Origin of the sequence: Streptomyces sp. NRRL S-378, from assembly GCF_000720645.1 — a bacterium.
Lineage (GTDB): Bacteria > Actinomycetota > Actinomycetes > Streptomycetales > Streptomycetaceae > Streptomyces.
In genome coordinates this window covers 17,864-43,312 of record NZ_JOBX01000023.1, presented here as the reverse complement: position 1 = coordinate 43,312, position 25,449 = coordinate 17,864, and the positions used below count along the sequence as shown (strand labels likewise).

21 protein-coding genes are annotated in these 25,449 nt (G+C 72.3%); 11 read left to right on the top strand and 10 right to left on the bottom strand.

Annotation, left to right across the window (positions count from 1 at the left end; translation table 11 throughout):
• Nucleotides 1–115: 115 nt before the first annotated feature.
• Nucleotides 116–1,651 carry a leucyl aminopeptidase gene (locus IH80_RS0117990; RefSeq protein ID WP_030961635.1) on the bottom strand — a complete coding sequence of 512 codons (1,536 nt, stop codon included), beginning with the start codon at nucleotides 1,649–1,651 and terminating at the stop codon, nucleotides 116–118.
• 347 nt (nucleotides 1,652–1,998) lie between these two features.
• On the opposite strand from IH80_RS0117990, the gene IH80_RS0117985 reads away from it, so the two are divergent.
• The 5 genes from IH80_RS0117985 (at nucleotide 1,999) to IH80_RS0117965 (ending at nucleotide 8,778) form a co-directional block, all read left to right on the top strand.
• Nucleotides 1,999–4,029 (top strand): hypothetical protein, encoded by a 2,031-nt coding sequence (locus tag IH80_RS0117985; protein ID WP_051809499.1) that lies wholly within the window; start codon nucleotides 1,999–2,001, stop codon nucleotides 4,027–4,029.
• A 96-nt stretch (nucleotides 4,030–4,125) separates the two neighbouring features.
• On the top strand, nucleotides 4,126–5,679 hold the full coding sequence (pelF, locus tag IH80_RS0117980) for a GT4 family glycosyltransferase PelF (RefSeq protein WP_030961633.1): 1,554 nt from the start codon (nucleotides 4,126–4,128) through the stop codon (nucleotides 5,677–5,679).
• Complete coding sequence (locus IH80_RS0117975; RefSeq protein ID WP_030961632.1) at nucleotides 5,676–7,226, top strand: hypothetical protein; 1,551 nt, start codon at nucleotides 5,676–5,678, stop codon at nucleotides 7,224–7,226. Before pelF ends, IH80_RS0117975 begins: the two co-directional genes overlap by 4 nt.
• 65 nt (nucleotides 7,227–7,291) lie before the next feature.
• Nucleotides 7,292–7,954 carry a spherulation-specific family 4 protein gene (locus IH80_RS0117970; RefSeq protein WP_030961631.1) on the top strand — a complete coding sequence of 221 codons (663 nt, stop codon included), beginning with the start codon at nucleotides 7,292–7,294 and terminating at the stop codon, nucleotides 7,952–7,954.
• Nucleotides 7,951–8,778: an endo alpha-1,4 polygalactosaminidase gene (locus tag IH80_RS0117965; protein ID WP_030961629.1), complete on the top strand. Its 828-nt coding sequence runs from the start codon at nucleotides 7,951–7,953 to the stop codon at nucleotides 8,776–8,778. Before IH80_RS0117970 ends, IH80_RS0117965 begins: the two co-directional genes overlap by 4 nt.
• Before the next feature lie 34 nt (nucleotides 8,779–8,812).
• Here the strand turns inward: IH80_RS0117965 and IH80_RS0117960 are convergent, their stop codons facing one another.
• From IH80_RS0117960 to IH80_RS0117940, 5 genes are all read right to left on the bottom strand, one after another.
• Entirely contained in the window at nucleotides 8,813–9,979 is a 1,167-nt protein-coding gene (locus IH80_RS0117960; protein ID WP_030961627.1) for a sensor histidine kinase, read from the bottom strand.
• Nucleotides 9,980–10,052: 73 nt separating this feature from the next.
• Nucleotides 10,053–10,697, bottom strand: a complete 645-nt coding sequence (locus IH80_RS44770; RefSeq protein WP_051809496.1) for a hypothetical protein — start codon at nucleotides 10,695–10,697, stop codon at nucleotides 10,053–10,055.
• Between the two features lie 56 nt (nucleotides 10,698–10,753).
• A complete protein-coding gene (locus tag IH80_RS0117950; RefSeq protein ID WP_030961624.1) occupies nucleotides 10,754–12,619 on the bottom strand; it encodes a phosphatidylglycerol lysyltransferase domain-containing protein in 1,866 nt (621 codons plus the stop codon).
• 83 nt (nucleotides 12,620–12,702) lie between these two features.
• A complete protein-coding gene (gene cobT / locus IH80_RS0117945) occupies nucleotides 12,703–13,758 on the bottom strand; it encodes a nicotinate-nucleotide--dimethylbenzimidazole phosphoribosyltransferase (protein ID WP_199819274.1) in 1,056 nt (351 codons plus the stop codon).
• 115 nt (nucleotides 13,759–13,873) lie between these two features.
• The gene (locus IH80_RS0117940; RefSeq protein ID WP_030961620.1) at nucleotides 13,874–15,079 is read right to left on the bottom strand and encodes a bifunctional adenosylcobinamide kinase/adenosylcobinamide-phosphate guanylyltransferase; all 1,206 of its coding nucleotides are present in this window, start codon (nucleotides 15,077–15,079) and stop codon (nucleotides 13,874–13,876) included.
• A 104-nt stretch (nucleotides 15,080–15,183) separates the two neighbouring features.
• Between IH80_RS0117940 and IH80_RS0117935 the strand changes: the two genes are divergently transcribed.
• On the top strand, nucleotides 15,184–15,396 hold the full coding sequence (locus tag IH80_RS0117935; protein ID WP_030961619.1) for a hypothetical protein: 213 nt from the start codon (nucleotides 15,184–15,186) through the stop codon (nucleotides 15,394–15,396).
• 70 nt (nucleotides 15,397–15,466) lie between these two features.
• On the opposite strand, the gene IH80_RS0117930 is transcribed toward IH80_RS0117935, so the two are convergent.
• Both IH80_RS0117930 and IH80_RS0117925 read right to left on the bottom strand, forming a co-directional pair.
• Nucleotides 15,467–16,225 carry a class I SAM-dependent methyltransferase gene (locus IH80_RS0117930; RefSeq protein ID WP_078906603.1) on the bottom strand — a complete coding sequence of 253 codons (759 nt, stop codon included), beginning with the start codon at nucleotides 16,223–16,225 and terminating at the stop codon, nucleotides 15,467–15,469.
• Nucleotides 16,226–16,275: 50 nt separating this feature from the next.
• Nucleotides 16,276–16,875 carry a DUF3043 domain-containing protein gene (locus IH80_RS0117925; RefSeq protein ID WP_030961617.1) on the bottom strand — a complete coding sequence of 200 codons (600 nt, stop codon included), beginning with the start codon at nucleotides 16,873–16,875 and terminating at the stop codon, nucleotides 16,276–16,278.
• Between the two features lie 279 nt (nucleotides 16,876–17,154).
• Between IH80_RS0117925 and IH80_RS0117920 the strand changes: the two genes are divergently transcribed.
• Nucleotides 17,155–17,949: a PspA/IM30 family protein gene (locus IH80_RS0117920; protein ID WP_030961615.1), complete on the top strand. Its 795-nt coding sequence runs from the start codon at nucleotides 17,155–17,157 to the stop codon at nucleotides 17,947–17,949.
• Between the two features lie 13 nt (nucleotides 17,950–17,962).
• Nucleotides 17,963–18,241, top strand: coding sequence for a PspA-associated protein PspAA (gene pspAA, locus IH80_RS0117915; RefSeq protein WP_030961612.1), 279 nt, complete (start codon nucleotides 17,963–17,965; stop codon nucleotides 18,239–18,241).
• Between the two features lie 97 nt (nucleotides 18,242–18,338).
• On the opposite strand, the gene IH80_RS0117910 is transcribed toward pspAA, so the two are convergent.
• Nucleotides 18,339–19,151 (bottom strand): hypothetical protein, encoded by an 813-nt coding sequence (locus IH80_RS0117910; RefSeq protein WP_051809494.1) that lies wholly within the window; start codon nucleotides 19,149–19,151, stop codon nucleotides 18,339–18,341.
• Nucleotides 19,152–19,221: 70 nt separating this feature from the next.
• Between IH80_RS0117910 and cobS the strand changes: the two genes are divergently transcribed.
• The 3 genes from cobS to IH80_RS0117895 all read left to right on the top strand — a co-directional run bounded on the left by cobS (nucleotide 19,222) and on the right by IH80_RS0117895 (nucleotide 24,125).
• Complete coding sequence (gene cobS / locus IH80_RS0117905) at nucleotides 19,222–20,043, top strand: adenosylcobinamide-GDP ribazoletransferase (RefSeq protein WP_030961610.1); 822 nt, start codon at nucleotides 19,222–19,224, stop codon at nucleotides 20,041–20,043.
• 60 nt (nucleotides 20,044–20,103) lie between these two features.
• Nucleotides 20,104–20,874, top strand: coding sequence for a response regulator (locus IH80_RS0117900; protein ID WP_234432278.1), 771 nt, complete (start codon nucleotides 20,104–20,106; stop codon nucleotides 20,872–20,874).
• Nucleotides 20,875–20,999: 125 nt separating this feature from the next.
• Nucleotides 21,000–24,125 carry an efflux RND transporter permease subunit gene (locus IH80_RS0117895; protein ID WP_030961606.1) on the top strand — a complete coding sequence of 1,042 codons (3,126 nt, stop codon included), beginning with the start codon at nucleotides 21,000–21,002 and terminating at the stop codon, nucleotides 24,123–24,125.
• Between the two features lie 24 nt (nucleotides 24,126–24,149).
• Here IH80_RS0117895 and nadA read toward each other — a convergent pair whose 3' ends face one another.
• A complete protein-coding gene (gene nadA / locus IH80_RS0117890; protein WP_030961605.1) occupies nucleotides 24,150–25,337 on the bottom strand; it encodes a quinolinate synthase NadA in 1,188 nt (395 codons plus the stop codon).
• Nucleotides 25,338–25,449: the final 112 nt, after the last annotated feature.

The following is a 25,449-nucleotide window of genomic DNA, read 5'->3' as shown; positions in this document are numbered from 1 at the left end:
TTCTCTCCGAAGCGAGGGTTACCGCTGCGTAGAAACCTACGGATTTCGTTGTCGGCAGAACGCACCCCGGGACCCGACCGGGCCCCGGGGTGCGGCACGCGTCACACCGGGTGCGTCAGCCCAGGTCGCCCGTGGCCGTGCGCTCGGCCAGCCGCACCAGGGTGCGCACGGCCGAGCCGGTGCCGCCCTTGGGGGTGTAGCCGTGCGGCGCGCCCTCGTGGAAGGCCGGGCCGGCGATGTCGAGGTGGGCCCAGGTGATGCCCTCGCCGACGAACTCCTGGAGGAAGAGGCCGGCCACCAGGCCGCCGCCCATGCGGACACCCATGTTCGCGATGTCGGCGGTGGGGGAGTCCATGGTCTTGCGCAGCTCCGCGGGGAGCGGCATCGGCCAGGAGGACTCGCCGACCTCTTCCGCGATCTCGTGGATCGCGGTGCGGAAGGAGTCGTCGTTCGCCATGATGCCGAAGGTGCGGTCGCCGAGGGCCAGCACCATGGCGCCGGTCAGGGTGGCGACGTCGACGATCGCGTCCGGGTTGTCCTCGGAGGCCTTGGTCAGCGCGTCACCGAGGACCAGACGGCCCTCGGCGTCCGTGTTGAGGACCTCGACGGTCTTGCCGCTGTACATGCGCAGGACGTCACCGGGCTTGGTGGCGGAACCGGACGGCATGTTCTCGGCGAGCGCGAGCCAGCCGGTCACGTTGACCCGCAGACCCAGCTTCGCGGCCGCGACGACGGAGGCGAAGACGGCGGCGGCGCCGGCCATGTCGCACTTCATCGTCTCGTTGTGGCCGGCCGGCTTCAGGGAGATGCCGCCCGAGTCGTAGGTGATGCCCTTGCCGACGAAGGCCAGGGTCTTCTCCGCCTTGGGGTGCGTGTAGGTGAGCTTCACCAGGCGCGGCGGGTTCTCGGAGCCCTTGCCGACGCCCATGATGCCGCCGTAGCCGCCCTTGACCAGAGCCTTCTCGTCCAGGACCTGGACCTTGACGCCGTTCTCCTTCGCGGCCGCGGAGGCGACCGCGGCGAAGGCCTCGGGGGTCAGGTCGTTCGGCGGGGTGTTCACCAGGTCGCGGGCGACGTTGACCTCGGTCGCGACGACCGTGGCGCGCTCGGCGGCGGCCTTGTGCTCCTTGTCGCGGGGCTTGGCGCCCAGCAGGGCCACCTCGGCGAGCGGCTGCTTCGGACCGGAGTCCTTGCCGTTGCCGGCCTTCTTCTCGCCGCCCTGGTAGGCGGTGAAGGCGTACGCGCCCAGCAGCGCGCCCTCGGCGACGGCGGTGACGGCGGAGGCGTCCTCCAGCGGGAGGGCGAAGCCGGCCTTCTTGCTGCCGTGCAGCGCGCGGGCGGCGGCACCGGCGGCGCGGCGCAGTACCTCCTCGTCGAACGACTCGTCCTTCTCGGGGACGGAGCCGAGCCCCACCGCCAGCACGACCGGGACCTTGAGGCCCGCCGGGGCCGGCAGCTTGGTGACCTCGCCTTCGGCACCCGAGGCGCCGAGGGCGTCGAGGACACCGGCGAGCTTGCCGTCGAACGCCTTGTCCACGGCCTCGGCGCCCGCGGCGACGATCGCGCCCTTGGGGCCCTTGGCGACACCGACGACGAGGGCGTCGGCGCGCAGCGTCGCCGCGCCGGCAGTGCTGAGAGTCAGAGCAGTCACGGTGGTGAAGTCTCGCTTCCGTTTGTGTGTGTGGGCCGAGTGGGTGGACGGCCATCCGTAGCGATCGTATTCGGGGCCCGACGGCCGCCTGGAAGGAGCCTACGCGCACCGACTCGCCCGTACGCCACTCGAAGGTTTGGCAAGGTGTTCGATCAAGCAGCCACCAGGTTCACCCATCCGTGGACTCTGCTCCAGGTTTGCCTCGTAGACCTGACGAGGTCCGAAAGACTCGGTCCACTCTCGCAAGGGGACGCGGGGTCCCTTTGCATGATTTCCACAGAGCCTCCCACGGCCCGGCACACCGCCCAGGGCCGCGTCGAGGGACGCCTGCGGGGGGAAAGGCCGAAATGGTCAACAAGAACCGGATGAACAGGCTGGCCGCCGTCATGGCCGCGGCCGCCCTGGTGTCCGTGGCAGTACCCGCCGCGACCGCGCAGGCGGCCGCGACACCACCGCGGATCGACCTCAAGGTGCTCGTCGTCGACGACGGCGGCAGCTCGGTCGAGGCCATCACCGCGGAGCTCCGGGACACCGGAGTGCCCTTCACCCGCGTCCAGCTGGGCAGCGCGAGCCGCCCGGTCATCAACGCGGCGTTCCTCAGCGACACCGTCGACGGCCGGCCGCGCGCCAAGTACCAGGGCGTGGTCCTGCCCAACGAGAACCCCTTCGGCGAGGGCTCCGCCGAGATGGCCGCGCTCACCGCGTACGAGACGGCGTACGGAATCCGCCAGGTCGACGCCTACACCTGGGCCCACCCGGGCGTCGGGCTGGAATACACCGACAACGGCGGATACAGCGGACAGCTCGACGGCACCCAGGCCGCCGTCACCACCGCCGGCAAGGCCGGCCCCTTCGCCTACCTCGGCGGACAGGTCACCTTCGAGGACAACTCCGCCCTCGTCCCCGAGAGCTACGGCTACATGGGCAAGCCGCGCCCCGGCTACACCAGCTTCGTCGACGCCCCCGTCGGCTCCGGACGGGCTTCGCTCGTCGGCGAGTACGTCCACGACGGACGCAGCGAGCTGGTCGTCACCTTCGGCTACAACCAGTACCAGCAGCAGTTCCGGCTGCTCGCCCGCGGCATCGTCGACTGGCTGACCCAGGGGGTGCACCTCGGTCAGAGCCGCAACTACTTCGCGGTCCACGTCGACGACGTGTTCGCCCCCGACGCCCGGTGGAACAAGGACCTGAACTGCACGCCGGGCGACTACGCCTGCGCGGGCGGCGAGGGCAAGGAGAGCACCATCCGGATGAGCGCCGCCGACGCCGTGTACGCGGCGCAGTGGCAGACCTCCAAGAACTTCAAGCTCGACATGCTCTTCAACGGCGGCGCCGGCGAGGAATGGAAGGCCGAGAACGGCGGCGTCGACGCGCTGACCGCCCAGCTCGTCGCCGACCGCGCCAAGTACCGGTGGATGAACCACACCTACACCCACCCGTTCCTCGGCTGCGTCCAGAACACCGCCGTCACCCCCTGGACCTGCACGAAGAACGCCCAGGGCGCGATCCAGTACATGAGCCGCGCCGAGATCTCCGCGCAGATCCGTGACAACAACAACTGGGCCGCCTCCAAGGGCATCACCCTCGACAGGTCGGAGCTCGTCACCGGCGAGCACTCCGGCCTCAAGACCGCCCCGCAGCAGCCCGTGGACAACCCCAACCTGGCCGGCGCCCTCGCCGACAACGGGGTCAAGTGGGCCGGCAGCGACAACTCCCGCGAGCCCGCACAGCGGGCGATCGGCTCCACCCTCACCGTCCCCCGGCACCCCATGAACGTGTACTACAACACGGGCACCAACGCCGAGATGGCCGACGAGTACAACTGGATCTACACCAGCCGCGCCCACGGCGGAAGCGGCATCTGCGAGGACAACCCGGCGACCTCCACCTGTCTGCCGGCGCCGCTGGACGTCAACACCGGCTACCTGGACCACATCGTCCCGGCCGAGGCCCGCACCGCCCTGCGGCACGTCCTGGCCAACGACCCGCGGCCGCACTACGTCCACCAGTCCAACCTCGCCGAGGACCGCACCCTCTACCCCGTGCTCAACCAGGTCCTCGACACCTACCGCACCCTCTACGCGCCCAGCGCGCCGATCGTCAACCAGAGCATGAAGGACACCGGCGTCGAGCTCCAGCGCCGCGCCGCCTGGGACAAGGCGCTCGCGGACGGCAAGGTCACGGCCTACCGCATCGGCAACGACGTCACCATCAAGGCGCCGTCCGGAGTCGTCGCCCCGGTCACCGCCCCCAACGGCACCAAGAAGCAGATGCTGCTCGGCTCGTCGGACTTCGGCACCGCCTACGCCGGCAACCGCTCCGCCTGGACCGGCCCCGAGCTGCTGCAGAGCGCCGTCACGCTCAAGCTGCCCAGCTGACCCACCGGCCACGGCCACCACTGGTAACACCTACTGCCGGCGCTCCGCGATCCCGACGGGCGCCGGCCCCTTTTCCGTCCTGGGGGGACACACCGCATGAGTCATGGGCGTCATGTCACCATGCTCACCGAAGGCACCTATCCACACGTTCACGGGGGCGTCAGCACCTGGTGCGACCAGCTGGTCCGCGGCATGCCGGAGGTCGACTTCAACGTCATAGCCCTGACCGGCTCCGGCCGCGAGCCGGTCACCTGGGAACTGCCCCGCAACGTCTACCGGCACACGGCCGTCCCGCTCTGGGGCCCACCGCCCGGACGTGGCCGACGGTCGGCCCTGCGCGGCAGGGCCCACCGCCGCTTCACCCAGGTCTACGAGAGCTTCCTGCTCTCCCTGCTCCAGCCGTCGGCCGACCCCGCCGACCGCACCTTCTCCGAGGCCCTGCGCGAACTGGCCGTCCTGGCCCGCGCCGGGAAACTCGCCCCGGCCCTGCGCTCCGAATCGGTTCTGCGCCTCCTGATGAACGTCTGGACCCGGCGCGGCCTCTCCACCGCCGAGGCCGCGCCCACCATCCACGACGCCCTCACCGCGACCGACCTGCTGGAGCACGCCCTGCGCCCGCTCGCGGTACGCATCCCGCCCGACAGCGTCGCCCACGCCGTCAGCAGCGGCCTCGCCACCCTGCCGGCCCTCGCCGCCAAACACCTCGACGGGGTGCCCTTCCTCCTCACCGAGCACGGCATCTACCTGCGCGAGCGCTACCTCGGCTACCGCACCGCCGAACAGCGCTGGCCCGTCAAGGCGCTCATGCTCGGCTTCTACCGCGAGCTCAACACCGAGGGCTACCGCCAGGCCGACCTGATCACCCCCTGCAACCAGTACAACCGCCGCTGGGAGGAACGCGGGGGCGCCGACTCCGAACGGATCCGCACCGTCTACAACGGCGTGGACCCGCACGCCTTCCCCGAGGCCGGCCCCGAACCGGAGGTGCCCACCCTCAGCTGGTGCGGCCGCATCGACCCGATCAAGGACCTCGAAACCCTGATCCGGGCCTACGCCTTCATGCGCGAGGAGATGCCCGCCCTGCGGCTGCGCCTCTTCGGCCCCGTCCCGGCCGGCTGCGAGAACTACAAGCTCCGCCTGGAGAAGCTCGCCGCCGAACTCGGCGTGACCGACGGGATCACCTACGAGGGACGCATCGAGAAGGTGGCCCGGGCCTACGCGGCCGGCAGCATCGTGATGCTCTCCTCCATCAGCGAGGGCTTCCCCTTCAGCATCATCGAAGCCATGTCCTGCGGCCGCACCACCGTCTCCACCGATGTCGGCGGGGTCCGCGAGGCCGTCGGGGACACCGGCCTGGTCGTCCCGCCCCGCGAACCAGAGACCATGGCCCGCGCCACCCTCGCCCTGCTCCGCGACGACGCGCGCCGCGCCGAACTCGGCCGGATGGCCCGCCGGCGGGTCGTGGAGAAGTTCACCCTCCACCAGTCCGTCGACGGCTTCCGGCACATCTACCGGGAACTCGCCGGCCAGCCCGTCCTGCCCGTCCACGCGGGCGACGCCTGGACCCAGCGGCTCGCCGACCCCTGGTACCGCGAACTCGCGGCGATGGGACGCCCCCAGGCGGAGTCCGGGGAAGGCAGGGTCTGGTGAGCGGATCCCTCTGGCTCAAACCCCCCGGTCCGGGCTCCGGCCCGGACTCCGGAACGCTCCCGGCGGTCCCCCGGCAGCGCGCCGGGGACCCCGGACCCGCCGCCGACCCGATGGAGGAACTCGCCGAACGCCTCGACGCGTTCATCGCCTCCGCCGTCCACCCCGACGAGATCGCCGCCGTCCTCGAATCCGACGGCATGACGGACGAGTACATCCGGCTCACCTACGGCCGCCACGACTCCTTCGCGCTCGCCGAGGAGCTCTACACCCGCGTGCCCCGCTCCTTCCCGGAGCCGGGGCCCGCCCCCGACCCCTGGAAGGTCCCCCTCACCGCCTGCCTGCTGCGCGGGGTCATCTTCGCCCTGCCCGGCCTGGCCTACCTCCTGGGCGCGCCGCTCCTCGAAGGCCCCCAGGACCGTCTCGGCCTGCCGGCCGGGACGCTGACCCTGCTCGCCGGCGCGCTCATCGGCTGGGTCTGGGACCAGACCCTGTCCCACCGCGCCTACTCCTGGCTCGGCCTCGGCGACCGGGCCGCCGCCGGGCGGACCCTGCTCGTCGGCGCCCCGGTCGGAGCCCTGCTGGGCACCGCCGCGGCGCTGTCCGTGCCCGGCGGGCCGCCGTTCTCCTACGTCTTCGCCGCCGGACAGGCCTTCTACGTCGGAGCCGCCACCGTCCTGCTGGTCCTCGGCCGGGAGCGGGTCCTCCTCGCCGCCCTCGCCCCGATGGCCGCCGGGGCCGTGACCGTGCTCCTCGTCGACCTGCCCGTACCGGTACGGGTGGCCCTGCTCGTGGTGTCCCTGCTGGCCGCCTGCGCCCTGGCCGTACGGGAACTCCCGCTGGCCGACGGGCTCCGGACGGCCGTGCACCGGCTCCGGGACCGGTCCGCCCGCCGCCCCGCGCGGGTCGGCCCCGTGCGCTGGCAGATGCTGCGCGGGGCCGAGGAGGAGTACACGCCCCGCGGGCCCCGGCTCGGGGACTCGGTGCCCTTCGGCGTGTTCGGCCTCGGAACCGGCCTCCTCGTGCTCTACGCCGCCCTGGGCGAGGTCCTCGCGGGAGGCCCCGCCGAGGCCGTCGCAGCACCCTCGGCGGTGGCCCTCACCCTCAGCATGGGTCCCGCCGAATGGCTGCTGCACCGCTTCCGCAGCGGCAGCCTCTCCGGGCTCCGGGGAGCCCGCTCACCCCGGCAGTTCCGGCACCGGATGCTCGCCACCCTCTTCCGCTGCCTCGGCGTGTACCTGGCGGTGCTCCTGGCCCTCGGCCTGACCGGAACCCTGCTGTGGCCCGGCGCCCCCGGCCTCACCGGAGTCCGCGTCGCCACCCTGCTGCTGCTCGGCGCGGTGATGTGGAGCGGGCTGCTCCTGCAGTCCTTCGGCGCCGTCCGGCCCGCCGCCGTGGTCTGCGCCTCGGCCGCCGTCGCCCAGAGCCTGGCCCTGCTGACCGGGCTGGGCCAGCCCCGGGTCGTCCAGCTGGTCGTGGCGGGCACGGCCGCCGCCGCACTGGCCACCCTGGTCTGCCTGCTCCTCGGCCGGGCGACCGCCCACCGGTGAAACACGAGACGCACGAGACGCACGAGACGCACAAGACGGACGAGACGGAAGAGAAGAAGGACCCCATGCTGCTGGTGCCCCTGTACGAGCATCCCGCCGAACGGCCCGAGGCCTGGGAGCGGCTCATCCGCTCCGCGGACCGGCTGCACTCGGTGGTGCTCAACCCCGACAGCGGGCCCGGAGCCGCCCGCGACGAGCGGTTCGCCCTCGTCGCCGAGCGGCTCCGGGAGGCCGGCGTACCCGTACTCGGATACGTCGACACCGACTACGGGCGGCGCCCGCACACCGCAGTGGTGCAGGACCTCCTGCGCCACCGCGACTGGTACGCCAGCGACGGGGCCTTCCTCGACCAGGCCTCCGCCGACCCCGAACTCCTCCCGCACTACGGGCGGCTCACGGTCGCCGCCCGGGCCGCGGGCGCCCGCACCCTCGTCCTCAACCACGGCGCCCACCCGCATCCCGGCTACGCCGAACTCGCCGACCTGCTCGTCACCTTCGAGGGCCCCTGGGACGCCTACCGGGACGCGGCTGCGCCACCGCCCTGGACGACCGAGCACCCCGCCCAGCGGTTCTGCCACCTCGTCTACGGCGTCCCTCCCGGCGAGCTCGCCGCCCGGCTCGCCGGGGAACTGGCCGCCCAGCGGGGTGCGGGCGTGCACTGCGCCGTCCCCGGGAGCGGCCCCCACCCGTGGGGGACGCTCCCGTACCCACTGGAGGCAGCGGAATGAGGGCCCTGCGGCCGCTGCGGCTCCTGCTGGTCGTGCCCCTCCTGCTGCTCGCCGCCTGCACGTCCGGACCGGACGACGAGGGCGACGACGCACCGCACCGCTGGCCGGAACTCGCCCCCGGACAACGCTGGCAGCCCCCGCCCGGCACCGGCTGGCAGTGGCAGCTCACCGGAAGGCTCGACACCTCCGTGAAGGCACCGGTCTACGACATCGACGGTTTCAACACCACCAAGGCGCAGGTCGCCGAGCTGAAGAAGGCCGGCCGCAAGACCATCTGCTACCTCTCCACGGGCGCCTGGGAGGACTTCCGGCCGGACGCAGAAGCGTTCCCGCGAGCCCTCCTGGGCAAGGGCAACGGCTGGGAGGGGGAGCGCTGGCTCGACATCCGGCGCGTGGCGGAGCTGGAACCGCTGATGGCCAAACGGTTCGACATGTGCCGGGACAAGGGCTTCGACGCGGTCGAACCGGACAACATGGACGGCTACCAGAACACCTCGGGCTTCCCGCTCACCGCCGACGACCAGCTGCGCTACAACCGGCTGATCGCGAAGCTCGCCCACGACCGGGGCATGGCCGTCGGCCTGAAGAACGACCTCGACCAGATCCCGCAGCTCGTCGGGGACTTCGACTTCGCGGTCAACGAGCAGTGCGCGCAGTACGACGAGTGCGAGCGGCTGACCCCCTTCATCGAAGCCGGCAAGGCCGTCTTCCACGCGGAGTACGAACTGTCCACGTCGCGCTTCTGCAAACGCTCGCGCGAGCTGAAACTGAGCTCCCTGCAGAAGAGGTACGACCTCGACGCATGGCGCAAAACCTGCCCGTAGCCAGAGTTCGGGGCGAGGTGGGGCCGGCCGGCGGTCAGGCCCACGGCAATACGGCGTGGACGCGGTAGCCGCCGCCGAAGCGGGGGCCCGTGGAGCAGGAGCCGCCCAGGGCGGAGGCCCGCTCGCGCATCCCGAGCAGCCCGTGGCCACCGCCCGGCTCGGTGTCGACGGGCTCCGTGCCCCCGTCGTCGAGCACGGTCACCTCCACCGACGGGCCGACCCTGACCACGCTCACCTCGGCCCGCGCCCCCGGCCCCGCGTGCTTGCGCACGTTCGTCAGCGCCTCCTGGATCACCCGGTACGCCGCCAGGTCCACCGCGGCCGGCAGCGGCCCCGTACCGCAGTCCAGCTGGACGATCACCTCCACCGGCAGCCCTGCGTGCCGGAAGGTGTCCACCAGCTCGTCGAGGACGCCCAGCCCCGGCGCCGGCTCGGTCGGCGCCTCCGGGTCACCGGACTGCCGCAGCAGGCCCACGGTCGCCCGCAGCTCGTTCAGCGCCGACCGGCTCGCGTCCCGTACGTGCGCCAGCGCCTCCTTGGCCTGGTCCGGGCGCTTGTCCATGACGTGCGCGGCGACCCCGGCCTGCACGTTGACGAGGGCGATGTGGTGGGCCACCACGTCGTGGAGGTCCCGGGCGATCCGCAGCCGTTCCTCCGCCACCCGTCGGCGGGCCTCCTCGTCGCGGGTCCGTTCGGCCCGTTCGGCCCGCTCCCGGATGGCGTCGACGAAGGCCCGCCGGCTGCGCACCGCGTCCCCGGCGGCCGCGGCCATGCCGGTCCAGGCGAAGATCCCGAGGTTCTCCTGCGCGTACCAGGGCAGCGGCCCGGCGAGCATCGCCACACCGGTCAGGCCCGCCATGGTGAGCAGCCCGATCCGCCAGGTCGTCGGCCGGTCGGTGAGGGCCGCCACCGTGTACAGGGCGATCACCGTGCACATCGCGACGGGCGCCCGCGGCTCCCCGGTGGTCAGCTCCAGCAGCGAGAGCCCGCAGGTCACCGCCAGCACGGTGATCGGCTGCCGGCGCCGGAACACCAGCGCGGCCGAGCCGAGCAGCATCAGCAGCAGGGAGAAGGGCTCGGGGGTGCGGGTCCCGAAGGTGGGCCCGTGCGGGCCGTGCGGGTCGGCGAAGGAGCCGACGACCATGGCGACGAGCGCGCCGAACGCCAGCACGGCGTCGGTGGCCAGCGGATGGGCCCGCATCCACTGCCGGGTGGGGGCGAACCGCCCGAGGTCTGTCGTCACCCCGATACGGTACGGCCTGCCGGGACGGGCATCAGGGCGGAGGGCCCTGCCCCAGCGGTACGCGGCAGCGCACCGGACCCCAGTGAGCCCGGACCACGCACACGGCCATGACGACGGCGATGGCCGCCAGGTGCTCCTTGCCGGCGAGGTTGTTCTTGATCAGGACCTCGCCGATCATCGCGAGGATCACCAGGGCGCCGGTCAGGTACGCCCGGTAGCGCCAGCAGAGGTAGATGGCGAGGCCGACCACCGCGGCCGAGGGCCCGGTGTCGTTGACGATGCGGTCGGAGAGGGGCAGCCCGAAGGGGTGCTCGGGGCCCAGCGCGACGCCGATCCGCGCGTACGTGGTCCCGGCGAGGGTGGCGGCGTAGCCGATCACCAGCGTGCGCCACCAGCCGATGCAGATCTCCGCGATGCCGAACACCAGCAGCATCTGCGCGAGCGCCCCCCACACCGGCAGGTCGAGGGCCGGGACGAACAGCGACAGGGGAGTGCGCAGCAGGGCCAGCCAGAACGGGTCGACGGCCTTGACCGACCCGAGGTCCTGCACCGGCTGGAAGCCCCACGAGGTGTTCTGCACGATCTGGAAGACCGACGTCAGGCAGACCGCGCCGAGGGTCATCGGGATCGCCCGCCACTTGTCGCGGACGAGGGCGTCCCGGACGGTCCAGAACATGGGGCCCCACTCGCGGCGGGCGAACCGCCGCAGTGGGGTGCTGCTGTTCCGCGCTGTCAACGGCGGGTCTCCAGGTGTCTGCGGTGCAGCCACTTCGGAAGGCCGGGGGCCTCCAGGAAGCCCTCGGCCCGTCCGGCCGCGACACCGATCCGCAGCAGGTCCGAACTCTTCTCGAAGAGCATGAACCGCGGTTCCCAGATCGGCCGGTATTTGGCGTTGGCCCGGTAGAGGGACTCGATCTGCCACCAGCGGGAGAAGAAGCTCAGCAGCGAGCGCCACATCCGCAGCACCGGACCGGCGCCGAGCCGGGACCCGCGCTCGAAGACCGACCGGAACATCGCGAAGTTGAGCGAGACCTGGGTGACCCCGATCTCCTTGGAGCGTTCGAGGAGTTCGATGACCATGAACTCCATCAGGCCGTTCTCGGAGTCCCGGTCCCGGCGCATCAGGTCCAGCGACAGGCCCTTGGGGCCCCACGGCACGAAGGACAGCACGGCCCGCAGATCGCCGTTGCCGTCGGTGCACTCCAGCATCACGCACTGGCCGTCGGCCGGGTCGCCCAGCCGGCCCAGCGCCATGGAGAAGCCCCGTTCGGTGGCACCGTCGCGCCAGTCGTCGGCGCGGCGCACCAGCTCGGCCATCTCCTCGGCGGGGATCTCGGCGTGGCGGCGGATGCGGACCGTGTACCCGGCCCGCTTGACGCGGTTGTAGGCCTGCCGGACGGTGCGCATGGCACGGCCCTCCAGGGTGAAGTCGGCGGTCTCCACGATCGCCTCGTCGCCGAGCTCCAGTGCGTCCAGGCCGTGCCGGGCGTAGATCTGCCCGGCCTCCTCGCTCGCGCCCATGACGGCCGGCACCCAGCCGTGCTCGCGTGCCTCGGCCAGCCACGGATCGATGGCGCCGGGCCAGGCCTCCGGGTCGCCGATCGGGTCGCCGGAGGCGAGCGAGACCCCGCCGACGACGCGGTAGGTGACGGCGGCCTTGCCGGTGGGGGACCAGATGACGGACTTCTCGCGGCGCAGCGCGAAATAGCCGAGCGAGTCGCGGTCGCCCTGGCGGGCCAGCAGCGCCCGCAGCCGCTCCTCGTCCTCCTCGCTGATCGGGTCGACGGCACGGCGCGAACGGAACGCGGCGAACAGCACGGCGAGGAGCAGCAGCATCGACATGACGTTGATGACGACGTCCACCCAGCCGGGCGGGGTGATCGCCGCGGAGGCCCGGTCGTCGGGGGCCAGGGTGATCAGCCGCATCACGCCGTACTTCCAGCGTTCGAGGAAGGAGACGTCGGAGCCGTCCGGGGCGGTGTTGGCGGCGCCCACGAGCAGGGCCGCGACCAGAGAGGTGACGAGCAGGCCCACGGCGGCGACGGCGGCGGCGAAGGCCGGGTTGGAGCGGTCGCCCTTGGCGTAGAACTCGCGGCGGCCCAGCAGCAGGGCGCCCGTGAAGGCGGTGGTCAGGGCCAGCGAGACCCAGTTCTGCGGGTGCTCGCGGATCTCCTCGTACGCGAAGAGGGCGTAGGCGAGCAGCAGGGCCAGGAGGCCGCTCAGGACGAGGTTCAGGATCCAGGAGGCGCGCTTGCGGCGGCCCAGGGTGACGGCCAGCAGCAGCGTGAACAGGCCCGACGCGAAGCCCGCAGTGAGCATGTACGGGGTGTAGAAGTCCTCGATGTTGTGGCGCCGCAGGTCCTGCCCGAGTGAAACCCACACCGCGCTGAGGAAGTTGATGAAGGTGACGACGCGCAGGTACCAGACCGCGAAGGCGGCACCGCGCTGTGAGCGGGTGCTCCCCCGACCGGTCTCCCGGCCGCCCCCCGCCGCCTTGCCGGCGGGGTCTGCGCCGGTCTCTTTCCTGCCGGATGACGGACCGGTCGCCGGTACGGCGGTGCGGTCGGTCTCTGCGCTGGTCAAACGGACCTCTCCCATAAAAAGCGATCATATGGGGCGTCGCTGTCCGTGATGGTGCGGTCGGGGACCACGGCCTGGTCAGGACCGCGGCCCCCGGCGGCTCATTCCGTCGGCTCCTCCGCCGCCCGTTCAGGAAGCTCCGCCGCGAGTGCGGCGGCCGCCTGGACGAGGGGAAGAGCCAGCAATGCCCCGGTGCCTTCCCCCACTGTGACGCCGTGATCGAGCACGGGGTTGAGCGCCATCCGGTCAAGTGCCTTCGCCTGACCCGGCTCGCCGCTCGCCTGACCCGCCAGCCACCAGTCCGGAGCCCGGAAAGCGGCCCGCTGCGCCACCAGTCCGCACGCGGCCGAAACAACACCGTCGAGGATGACGGGCGTACGGCGCACCGCGCACTGGAGCAGGAATCCGGTGATGGCCGCCACGTCCGCACCGCCGACCGCCGCCAGCAGCGCGACCTGGTCGCCCAGCACCGGACGGGCCCGGCGCAGCGCGTCGCGGATCGCCGCGCACTTGCGCATCCAGGCCAGGTCGTCGATGGGCCGGCCGCCGCGGCCCGTCACCACCGACGAGTCGGTTCCGCACAGGGCGGCGACGAGGGTCGCGGCCACGGTCGTCCCGCCGACGCTCAGGTCGCCGAGGACGACCAGGTCGGTCCCCGAATCGGCCTCCTCGTCGGCGATCCGCACGCCGAGCCGCAGCGCCTCCTGCGCCTCCTCGACCGTCAGCGCGTCCTCGACGTCGATGCGGCCGCTGCCGCGCCGGACGCGGTGCGCCACGACGTCCTCGGGCAGCAGCCCGGGATCGCAGTCGAGCCCGGCGTCGACGATCCGTATCGTGGCGCCGAAGCGGCCGGCCAGGACCGCGACGGGGCTGGACCCGTCGAGCACGTCCCGCACCAGCTCGTGACCGGTGGCCGCGGCCCGGGCGGAGACCCCCTGGACGGCGATCCCGTGGTCGGCGGCGAACAGCACCACGCGGGGCCGCTCGATCGCCCTGACCGGGACCTGCCCCTGCGCGGCGGCGAGCCACTCGGCGAGCTCGTCGAGCCGTCCCAGCGCCCCGGGCGGCACGGCGAGGCGCTCACGGCGTTCCTCGGCATCACGCCGGACGCCCCCGTCGGGGCGCTCGATCAGATCGGAGAAGTCGTCGAGATTCAGCGTGCTCATCTGCCAGAGAGTACAGCCGGTGAAGCCCTCCCTCAGGCCTCGGCGGGTCGGGCCGGTTCCGGCCCCTCCCGGAGGCGCGACATCCCGGCGAACACCCCGGCGGGGCCTACTCCTTGAGGACGAGCGCCTGCCCCGCGACGACGAGCAGGACGTGCTCGCACTCGCCCGCCACCCGCGCGTTCAGCCGGCCCAGCTCGTCACGGAAACGCCGGCCCGAGGCGGTCGCCGGAACCACGCCCGAGCCCACCTCGTTGCTCACCAGCACGACGTGCCGGCGGGTCGCGCGCACGGCCGCCACCAGAGCCGCGGTCCGCTCACCCAGCTCCCGCCGGCCGCGCTCCGCCCAGACCCCGTCGTCCCAGGCCCCGGCCCGGTCCATGGCGTCGGTCAGCCACAGCGCCAGACAGTCGATCAGCAGCGCCGGCCCGTCGTCGGCGAGCAGCGGGACCAGGTCGCACGTCTCCACCGTCCGCCAGGTCGCCGGGCGGCGTTCCCGGTGCAGGCCGACGCGCCGCGCCCATTCCGCGTCACCGTCCCGGGTGCCCCCGGTGGCCACGTAGACCACCTCGGGGAAGGATTCCAGGCGCCGCTCCGCCTCCACGGACTTGCCCGAGCGGGCCCCGCCCAGCACCAGCGTGCGGCGCGGCAGGTCCGGCACCGCGTGGTACTCCCCGACGAGCACGGTCGTCCCGTCCGGCACCGCCCGTGCCCCCGCGGACGCCAGCCGGCGGTCCAGCTCCCGGCCCGGCGGCACGTCGTGGTCGAGGTGGACGGCGATCACGTCGGTGGCCGGGCCGACGGCCCCGCTCGCCCGCAGCCTGGCCAGCCCCTCGGGCCGGCCCAGCACGTCGGCGAGCACCACGTCGTAGGGGCGCTGCCCGTTCTGCCCGGCGGTCCCCGCGGGCGCCCCGCCCGGCGGCAGGTACAGCAGCCGGGCGCCGTCCGGGCCGGTCACCTCGTACCCGGTGCCGGGAGCGTCCATCGGCACCGCCCGCACCCGGTGCCCGGAGATCACCGAGAGCTCCTGCCCGTCCGGCACCCGGCCGGCGGTCGGCAGCCCCGGCGGCAGCTCCACGGCGGGCCCGTCGTGCGGGTGGGTCAGCAGCACCTGCCGCACCCCGGTCAGCGAATGCCCGGCCCGGGCGCCGGCCAGTACCGCACCGGGGGTCAGGTCGAGCAGCAGCGCCCCGTCGACGAGGACCGCCGTGGCGGCGCGGGAGCGCGTACCGACGCAGACGGCGCAGGCCGCACAGGGGCAGCCGGGACGGGGCAGCCCCTCGGGGGTACCGGTGCCGAGCAGAGTGAGTTCCACAGGATGATCCTCCCGCGTCGCGGAGACTGCTGCGCGCCCGGTTACTCTGCGGGCACACTCAAGGCGAGAAGCGTGTGAGCAGCGGACGAGCAACGGAGGCGGACATGGCGTGGACGTGGCGGTTCGAGACGGCCGACGGCACGGAGACGAGCCCGTCGGTGGTACCCGAGGAGTTCACCACGCAGGGGGACGCGGAGTCCTGGATCGGCGAGTACTGGAAGGACCTGCTGGAAGGCGGTACCGAACAGGTGAAGCTGTCCGACGACGGCGGCACCGAGCTCTACACGATGAGCCTGCGCTCCGCACTGGAGGCCTGACCCCGCGGGGCGGCCGGCCCTGCTGACCGTCCGGCCCCGCCGGAGACCGGCGGGGCCGGACGGACCGGGGTCAGCCCCGGACTCCGCAGAGGTGCAGCAGCGCGGCGACACCGCGGTACGGATCGCTGCGGCCCGCACGGTCCTCGGCGGCCAGCAGCCGCTCCAGCTCCTCGTCGGGCGGCAGCACCTCGCCGGCCTCGGTGCCGTCCGTGAAGACGCGTACGCCGTACCAGGCCTGCAGCGGCGCGCCGATCCCCGACAGGGTCGCGGTCAGCCCCGACAGCCGGTCGGCACGAACGTCCAGGCCCAGCCGGTTCGTGTAGTCGGTGCTGTCGAAGGCGGCCAGCGCGCCCTGCCAGTCGCCGTCCAGCCCGGGCCGCATGGCGAGCGCGTCGCCGTTGCGCACCAGCAGGGACAGCAGCCCCCCGGGGGCCAGCATCCGGGCCAGCCCGGCGAGCATGGCGTCCGGCTCGGGCACGTACATCAGCACCCCGTGGCACAGCACCACGTCGAAGCTGCCCGGCAGGAAATGGGCGCCGGTCTCGCGCCCGTCCCCCTCCAGCAGCTTGACCCGGTCACGGATCCCGGCGGGCTCCACGGCCAGCGCCTCGCGGGCGACGGCCAGCATCCCCGGATCCTGCTCCAGACCGGTCACCATGTGCCCGGCGCGGGCGAGGCGAAGCGCCTGGGTTCCCTGGCCCATGCCGACGTCGAGGACGCGCAGCCGCTGCCCCACGGGGAAGCGCTGCGCGATCTGCTCGTCGACCTGTCGACCCACGAGCTCCTGACGGACCGCGTTGCGCAGTCCGCCCAGGCCCTCGAGCCACAGCCGTGCCCCCTCGGCAAAACCTTCCCCCGACGCGCCGGGCGTCCCTCCGCTCAGGGCCGTTCCCCGCGCTTGACCTGCGGCTTCGGCAGGCGCAGCCGACGCATCTGCAGGGTGCGCATGAGGCCGTACGCGACTGCGCCGCGGCGCGGCTCGTTCGGGAAGCGCGTGTTGAGCGCCTTGCGCAGGCGGAACACCAGACCGATGGAGTCCAGGATGATCAGCGCGATCACGGCGAGCCACAGCAGCAGCGCGATGTTCTGGATCGCCGGCTGGCGCACCATGCTGAGCACGAGGATCACGACGGCCAGCGGCAGGAACATCTCGGCGACCGAGAAGCGGGAGTCCACGAAGTCGCGGACGAACCTGCGGACGGGGCCCTTGTCCCGGGCCGGAAGGTACCGCTCGTCGCCGTTGGCCAGCGCCTCGCGCTGCTTGGCCATCTCGGCGCGGCGACGCTCACGGGCTCGCTTCGCGTCCTCCTTGCGGTTGCCGGTCGAGGCCACCACGGTCTTGCGCTGCGACTGCGCCACGGCGCGCTTCGGCGTAGGGCGGCCCTTCGGGGCCTGCGGGTCACGGGGCTGCGAGAGGTCGGCGCTCACCTTGTCGGTGGCGGCGGCCTTCTCTTCCTTGGAGGAGCGGCTACCAAACACAAAACCCAAGCGTACGTGGTTGCGGGCACGGGCCCCACCCCGGCGGGGAACGATCCGGCAACGGCGGGCGTCCTTCCCTGTGCACGGTCCGAGCGGCGGGCCCGCCTCCGTACGGTCGGGGACCACCTACTCCTCACGCCTGATACGGCGCGGGCGTAGTCGTCCTGGAGGAGGAGCGCATCCGTCCTCGAACAGTGCGGTAATGGAGACAGGGCCCGTACTGTGGGTTCTGTCGGTGACCTGGAGCACAGTCCGTCTAGAAGGGGGCGCGCGAAGCCCATGAGCGGTGTCATGAAGCGTATGGGGATGATCTTCCGCGCGAAGGCGAACAAGGCCCTTGACCGGGCCGAGGACCCGCGCGAGACCCTCGACTACTCGTACCAGAAGCAGCTCGAACTGCTGCAGAAGGTGCGCCGCGGCGTCGCCGACGTGGCGACGTCCCGCAAGCGCCTCGAGCTGCAGCTGAACCAGCTGCAGGGGCAGTCCGCCAAGCTGGAGGACCAGGGCCGCAAGGCCCTCGCCCTGGGCCGCGAGGACCTGGCCCGCGAGGCCCTGTCCCGCCGCGCCTCGCTCCAGCAGCAGGTCAGCGACCTGGAGGTGCAGCACCAGACCCTCCAGGGCGAGGAGGAGAAGCTGACGCTGGCCGCGCAGCGGCTCCAGGCGAAGGTGGACGCCTTCCGCACGAAGAAGGAGACCATCAAGGCCACCTACACCGCCGCCCAGGCCCAGACCCGGATCGCGGAGTCCTTCTCCGGCATCTCCGAGGAGATGAGCGACGTCGGCCTGGCCATCCAGCGGGCCGAGGACAAGACCGCCCAGCTGCAGGCCCGCGCCGGTGCGATCGACGAGCTGCTGGCCTCCGGCGCGCTCGACGACCAGAGCGGCCTCGGCTCCAAGGACGACATCCAGGCCGAGCTGGACCGCCTGTCGGGCGGTACGGACGTGGAGCTGGAGCTCCAGCGGATGAAGGCGGAGCTGGCCGGCGGCCCGTCCGCGCAGCAGCAGGCCATCGAGGGCGGCGGCCAGGGCAACGCCCAGCAGCCGCAGACCCAGCACCGGTTCGACAAGCAGTAGGACGGGGGCCGTCATGATCGTCCGCATCATGGGGGAAGGCCAGCTGGACGTGGCCGACGGTCACTTGGCCGAGCTCAACTCGTTGGACGACGAGCTGCTCGCGGAGATGGAGGGCGGTGACGAGGACGGCTTCCGGCGGACCCTTGGGGCGCTGCTGGAGGCGGTCCGCCGGCTGGGCGAGCCGCTCCCGGACGACGCCCTGGAGCCGTCCGAGCTGATCCTGCCGGCGCCCGACGCGAGCCTCGACGAGGTCCGGGAGATGCTCAGCGACGACGGCCTGATCCCGGGCTGACGGCCGGCGGTCCCGGACCGGACGGACCGGACCCACCGGACGCACCGACACGACGACGGGCCCTCCCCGGGCAGGGGGAGGGCCCGTCGTCGTGTGCTCAGTCCTGCGGGGGCGGCGGCTTCTCCGGCTCCGGCGGCCTCTCCGGCTCCGGCGGCTCTTCCAGGGACACCGGCCGCGGGTCCGGGGTGCCGCCGATGAAGTCCTCGAACCTGCGGCGCCGCCGCGTCCAGCGCCGGTCGTGGTGGAAGGCCCGCAGCCCGGCCTTGGCCCGGGCGCGCGGCCGGTTCACGTAGAACCGCTTCGCGTACGGGGAACCGGGCCGGGCCAGCCGGATCGCGCCGACCAGTGCCACGAAGGGGATGACGACGCCGAAGAGGGCGGTGCGCGCCTTGCCCTTCCACAGGGCGATCAGGGCGAGGCAGAAGTTGCCGGCGGCGTTCATGACGACCAGCCCGCGGCTCTGGCGCTCCTCGGCCGACAGGTCGTTCACCCCGAAGGGCACGAACCCGCCCAGGACCAGCGCCACCACGGCGGCCGTCACCACCACGATCTCCACGCTCTTGCGGCCCTGCTCGCTCCAGTAGACGTCGTCGAGGTGCAGGATCAGCGCGAACTCGTCCAGCACCAGACCCGCCCCCAGCCCGAAGATCACGGCCGAGAGGGCCGCGCCGAAGCTGTGCCGGGCACTGCCGATCGCCCCGAACCCGCCGATGATCACGAGAATGACGCCCGGCACCACGTGGTGGATGTGCAGGCCGCCCGGAGTGACGTTCTTGAAGGGGCCCCGGCCGGCCCGGATCATGCGGGTGATCACACGGGTGACCAGGAACGACATCACGAAGGAGACCAAGGCGAGCAGCATGGGCAGCTTTCCCGGCTCGATGATGTTCCGATACCACCAGTGACCCATCCCACTGACTCCCTGTTTGGACCGTAATGGGTAATTTACCGTCCGTCCCGAGCGGGTAGCGTTCGCGCCGATGACAGATTCGTTCGACGATCCGCCCCCGACGCCGCCCGCAGAACGCGCCTCGTTCCCCGACGGTGTCCGCTTCGCCTTCGGCACCCTCACGGTGCTGCCCGCCCGCATCACCCGCTGGGACCGCCCCGCGGCCCGCACCGGAATGGCCTGCGCCCCGCTCGCCGGACTGGTCGTCGGCGTGCTCGCGGCCGTCCCCGGAGCACTGCTCCTGCTGCTCGGCGGGGGACCGCTGCTCGCGGCGGCCGTCACCGTCGCCGTACCGGCCGCCCTGACCCGCGGCCTGCACCTCGACGGGCTCGCCGACACGGCGGACGGCCTGGGCAGCGCCAAACCGGCCGACGAGGCACTGCGCATCATGAAGCAGTCCGACATCGGACCATTCGGCGTGATCGCCCTGGTGATCGTCATGCTCGTGCAGACGGCCGCCCTCTCCGAGCTGTACGCCGACAGCTGGGTCCGCGGTGGCCTCGCCGCCGTCGTCGCCGCCGCCACGGCCCGGCTCGCCATGACCCTCGCCTCCCGCGAAGGCGTCCCGTCCGCCCGGCCCGAAGGCCTCGGTGCCGCGGTCGCCGGGGTCGTCCCGCGCCCGGCCGCCGCAGCCCTCGCCGCCCTCGTCACCGCCGCCGCCGCAGCGGCCGCCCTCCCGGTCGGCCTGCCCGCCGCGGCCCGCACCGCGGCGGCGGTCCTCGCCGCCCTGCTCGCCGCGGAGGTCCTGCTCCGCCGCTGCGTACGCCGCTTCGACGGCGTCACCGGCGACGTCTTCGGAGCCCTGGCCGAGGTGGCGGCGACCACCGCGCTCGTCGTCCTCGCCCTCGGCTGAGTCCCGTCCGGGCCGGCGGGACCCCGGCCGGCCCGGAACCGGCCCGCGTACGCTCACCCCGTGGACCACACTCCGACGGATCTGCCCTCCGCCGCGCCCGGCACGTCGACCGGGCCCATCAAGGTGCTGCTCGCCGACGACCAGGCCCTGCTGCGCAGCGCCTTCAAGGTGCTCGTCGACTCCGAGCCCGACATGGAGGTCGTGGGGGAGGCCTCCGACGGGGCGCAGGCCTTCGCGCTCGCCCGGCGGGAACGCCCCGACGTCGTGCTGATGGACATCCGGATGCCCGGCACCGACGGGCTCGCCGCCACCCGCATGATCAGCGACGACCCGGAACTCGCCGCCGTGCGCGTGGTGATGCTGACGACCTTCGAGGTGGACGAGTACGTCGTCTCCGCGCTGCGGGCGGGTGCCTCCGGCTTCCTCGGCAAGGGCGCCGAGCCCGAGGAACTCCTCAACGCCATCCGCGTCGCCGCCGCCGGTGAGGCCCTGCTCTCCCCGGCCGCCACCAAGGGGCTCATCGCCACCTTCCTCGCCCAGGGCGGGGGCGCCGACCCGGCCGCCGCCGCCGGTGCTTCGGCCGGGATGCACGCGGAGCGGCTCGCCGCGCTGACCGTCCGGGAGCGCGAGGTCCTCGTACACGTCGCCGCCGGTCTGTCCAACGACGGCATCGCCGGACGGCTGGAGGTCAGCCCCCTCACCGTCAAGACCCATGTGAACCGGGCCATGGCCAAGCTCGGCGCCCGCGACAGGGCCCAATTGGTGGTCATCGCCTACGAATCGGGACTTGTCCGGCCCCGCGTCGAGGAGCGAGGGGCAGGAGCGGAGTAGTGCCGCGTACTACAGACGCGGTATGCCGCACATAAGGACGGGACCTGCGAGCGACGAAACGCCCCCGCCCCATGGGACAGGGTGGGAGTGCCCTCGGTTCGTCACTGCAGAGAGATCCCATACCCATGTCCTGGCTGTCCCGCTTCAGCCTTGCCCAAAGGGCGTTGGTCGGCCTCGTGTCGATCGTCGCGCTCCTCTTCGGCGCCATAGCCATCCCGCAGCTCAAGCAGCAGCTGCTGCCCTCCATCGAACTCCCGATGGTGTCCGTGCTCGCGCCGTACCAGGGCGCCTCGCCCGACGTGGTGGAGAAGCAGGTCGTCGAACCGATCGAGGCCATGCTCAAGGGCGTCGACGGCATCACCGGCATCACCTCCACCGCCAGCGAGGGCAACGCCCTCATCATGGCCACCTTCGACTACGGCGACAGCGGCACCAAGCAGCTCGTCGCCGACGTCCAGCAGGCCGTCAACCGGGCCCGCGTCCGGCTGCCCGCCGACGTGGACCCGCAGGTGGTGGCCGGTTCCACCGACGACATCCCGACGGTCATCCTGGCCGTCACCTCCGACAAGGACCAGCAGGCGCTCGCCGACCAGCTGGAGAAGTCCGTCGTGCCCGTCCTGTCGGACATCGAGGGCGTCGGCCAGGTCAGCGTCGACGGCGTCCAGGACCTCCAGGTCACCGTGACCCCGGACGACGCCAGGCTCGCCGCCGCCGGCCTCGACGGCGCCTCCCTCGCCCAGGGCCTCCAGGCGGGCGGCGCCACCGTCCCCGCCGGCTCCTTCGACGAGGCGGGCAAGAACCGCACCGTCCGCGTGGGCAACGGCTTCACCTCCCTCGCCCAGGTCGAGGAGCTGCGCCTGAGCCCCGGCCCGGGCAAGCCGGCCGTCCGCCTCGGCGACGTCGCCGTCGTCAAGCAGGAGCCGGCCAAGGCCGTCTCCATCACCCGCACCAACGGCAAGCCCAGCCTCGCCCTCGTCCTGACCATGGACAAGGACGGCAGCGCCGTCGCCATCTCCGACGCCGTCAAGGACAAGCTGCCCGAGCTGCGCTCCACCCTCGGCGCCGGCGCCGAGCTGACCGTCGTCAGCGACCAGGGCCCGGCCGTCGCCAAGTCCATCTCCAGCCTCACCACCGAGGGCATGCTCGGCCTGCTCTTCGCGGTGATCGTGATCCTGGTCTTCCTGGCGTCGCTGCGCTCGACGCTGGTCACCGCGGTCTCCATCCCGCTGTCCGTGGTCCTCGCCCTCATCGTGCTGTGGACCCGCGACCTGTCGCTCAACATGCTGACCCTGGGCGCGCTGACCATCGCCATCGGCCGGGTCGTCGACGACTCGATCGTGGTCCTGGAGAACATCAAGCGCCACCTCGGCTACGGCGAGGAGCGCGAGGCCGCGATCATCACCGCGGTCAAGGAGGTCGCCGGCGCGGTCACCTCCTCCACCCTCACCACCGTCGCCGTCTTCCTGCCCATCGGCCTCACCGGCGGCATGATCGGCGAGCTCTTCGGCTCCTTCTCGCTCACCGTCACCGCGGCCCTGCTGGCCTCGCTGCTCGTGTCGCTGACGGTCGTTCCGGTGCTCTCCTACTGGTTCCTCAGCGCCCCCAAGGGCGTCACGCCCGGGGACGCCGAGAGCGCCGCGAAGGCCCGCCGCGAGGCCGAGGAGAAGGAATCGCGCAGCCGCCTCCAGCGCTTCTACGTACGCGTCCTGGGCTTCGCCACCCGGCGCCGCCTGACCAGCGTGGCCATCGCGGTGGTCGTCCTCCTCGGCACCTTCGGCATGACCCCGATGCTCAAGACCAACTTCTTCGACCAGGGCGAGCAGGACCTCCTGACGGTCAAGCAGGAACTGGCCCCGGGCACCTCGCTGGCCGCCGCAGACGAGGCGAGCCGCAAGGTCGAGAAGGTCCTCGGCTCGGTCGACGGCGTCAAGAGCTACCAGGTCACCGTCGGCTCCTCCGGCTTCCTCGCGGCCTTCGGCGGCGGCACCGGCTCCAACCAGGCCTCCTACCAGGTCACCCTGAAGGACTCCGGCGACGCCGAGGCCGTGAAGAAGCGGATCGAGGAGCAGCTCGCCGCCCTCGACGGCATCGGCGAGACCCGCATCGCGGCGGGCGACGCCTTCGGCAGCCAGAACCTCAGCGTGGTCGTCAAGGCCGGCGACGCCGAGGTCCTCGCCAAGGCCGCCGAGCAGGTCCGCGCCGAGGTGGCGAAGCTGGACAACGTCACCGATGTGCAGAGCGACCTGTCCCAGTCCGTGCCCCGGATCTCGGTGACCGCCACCCCCAAGGCGGCGGAGGCGGGCCTGAACCAGGCCGCGCTCGGCGCGATCGTCGCCCAGGCCGTACGGGGCAACCCGGCGGGCAAGGCCGTACTGGACGACACCGAGCGGGACATCGTCATCAAGTCCGCGCAGCCGGCCACCACCCTGGCCGAACTGCAGGCGCTCCCGGTCGGCCCGGTCCGGCTCGGTGACGTCGCCGAGGTCAAGGAGGTCCCCGGCCCGGTCGCGATGACCCGGATCGACGGCGCCCGCGCCGCGACGATCACCGCGCGCCCGCAGGGCGACAACACCGGCGCGGTCAGCGCCGAACTCCAGACGAAGCTCAAGGCCCTGGACCTGCCCGACGGCGCCACCGCCTCCATCGGCGGTGTCTCCGAGGACCAGGACGAGGCGTTCGGCTCGCTCGGCCTCGCCATGCTCGCGGCCATCGCGATCGTGTTCATGCTGCTGGTGGCGACCTTCCGGTCGCTCGTCCAGCCGCTGATCCTGCTGGTGTCCATCCCCTTCGCCGCGACCGGCGCGCTCGGTCTGCTCCTCGTCACCGGCACCCCGATGGGCGTCCCCGCGATGATCGGCATGCTGATGCTCATCGGCATCGTCGTCACCAACGCGATCGTCCTGATCGACCTCGTCAACCAGTACCGCGCCCAGGGTCTGGGCGTCGTCGAGGCGGTCGTCGAGGGCGGCCGGCACCGTCTGCGCCCGATCCTCATGACGGCACTGGCGACGATCTTCGCCCTGCTCCCGATGGCGCTGGGCGTGACCGGCGAGGGCGGCTTCATCTCGCAGCCGCTCGCGGTCGTGGTGATCGGCGGCCTGGTCAGCTCGACCCTGCTGACGCTGCTCCTGGTGCCGACCCTCTACACGATGGTGGAGCTCCGCAAGGAACGCCGCCGCGCGAAGAAGGACTCCCGCCTCAAGGTGGTCCCGCCGCAGGAGCAGGCGGAGGAGGCCCCGGCCAAGGTCTGACCGGGCCGGGCCGCGCCGTCGCCGCTACGGGAGGGCGAGCATGCGCTCCAGCGCGAGCTTCGCGAAGCTCTCCGTTTCCTTGTCGACCTGGATCTGGTTGACCAGGGTGCCCTCGGCGAGGGACTCCAGGGTCCACACCAGGTGCGGGAGGTCGATGCGGTTCATCGTCGAGCAGAAGCAGACGGTCTTGTCGAGGAAGACGACTTCCTTGTCCTCGGCAGCGAATCGATTCGCCAGCCGGCGGACCAGGTTCAGCTCGGTGCCGATGGCCCACTTGGAGCCGGCCGGGGCGGCCTCCAGCGCCTTGATGATGTACTCCGTCGAGCCGACGTAGTCCGCGGCCGCCACGACCTCGTGCTTGCACTCGGGGTGGACCAGGACGTTCACGCCGGGGATGCGGGCGCGGACGTCGTTGACCGAGTCGACCGAGAACCGGCCGTGGACCGAGCAGTGCCCGCGCCACAGGATCATCTTGGCGCCGCGCAGCTGCTCGGCGGTCAGGCCGCCGTTCGGCTTGTGCGGGTTGTAGACCACGCAGTCGTCCAGGGACATGCCCATGTCGCGGACGGCCGTGTTGCGGCCCAGGTGCTGGTCCGGGAGGAAGAGCACCTTCTCGCCCTGCTCGAACGCCCACTCCAGGGCCTTCTTCGCGTTGGACGAGGTGCAGATGGTGCCGCCGTGCTTGCCGGTGAAGGCCTTGATGTCGGCGGAGGAGTTCATGTACGACACGGGGACCGTCGCACCGGCGACGCCGGCCTCGGTCAGCACGTCCCAGCACTCGGCGACCTGCTCGGCGGTGGCCATGTCGGCCATCGAGCAGCCGGCGGCCAGGTCCGGCAGGACCACCTTCTGGTCGTCCGAGGTCAGGATGTCCGCGGACTCGGCCATGAAGTGGACGCCGCAGAAGACGATGTACTCGGCCTCCGGCTTGGCGGCCGCGTCCCTGGCCAGCTTGAAGGAGTCACCGGTGACGTCGGCGAACTCGATGACCTCGTCACGCTGGTAGTGGTGGCCGAGGATGAAGACCTTGTCCCCGAGCTTCTCCTTGGCCGCGCGGGCGCGCTCCACGAGGTCCGGGTCCGACGGCGAGGGCAGGTCGCCGGGGCACTCCACCCCGCGCTCGCTCTTGGGGTCGGCCTCACGGCCGAGCAGCAGCAGGGCAAGGGGCGTCGGCTGGACGTCCAACGGCTGGGCGGTGGTCACGACACGCACCCTTTCTGTTCTGCGACGAGGGATTTCAGGATCATCGCTTCGACTTCTCGTCTACTTGACGCTATCTATCATAACCGCTTCACGTCAGTTTGACGATGCCGATAGTGTCAAT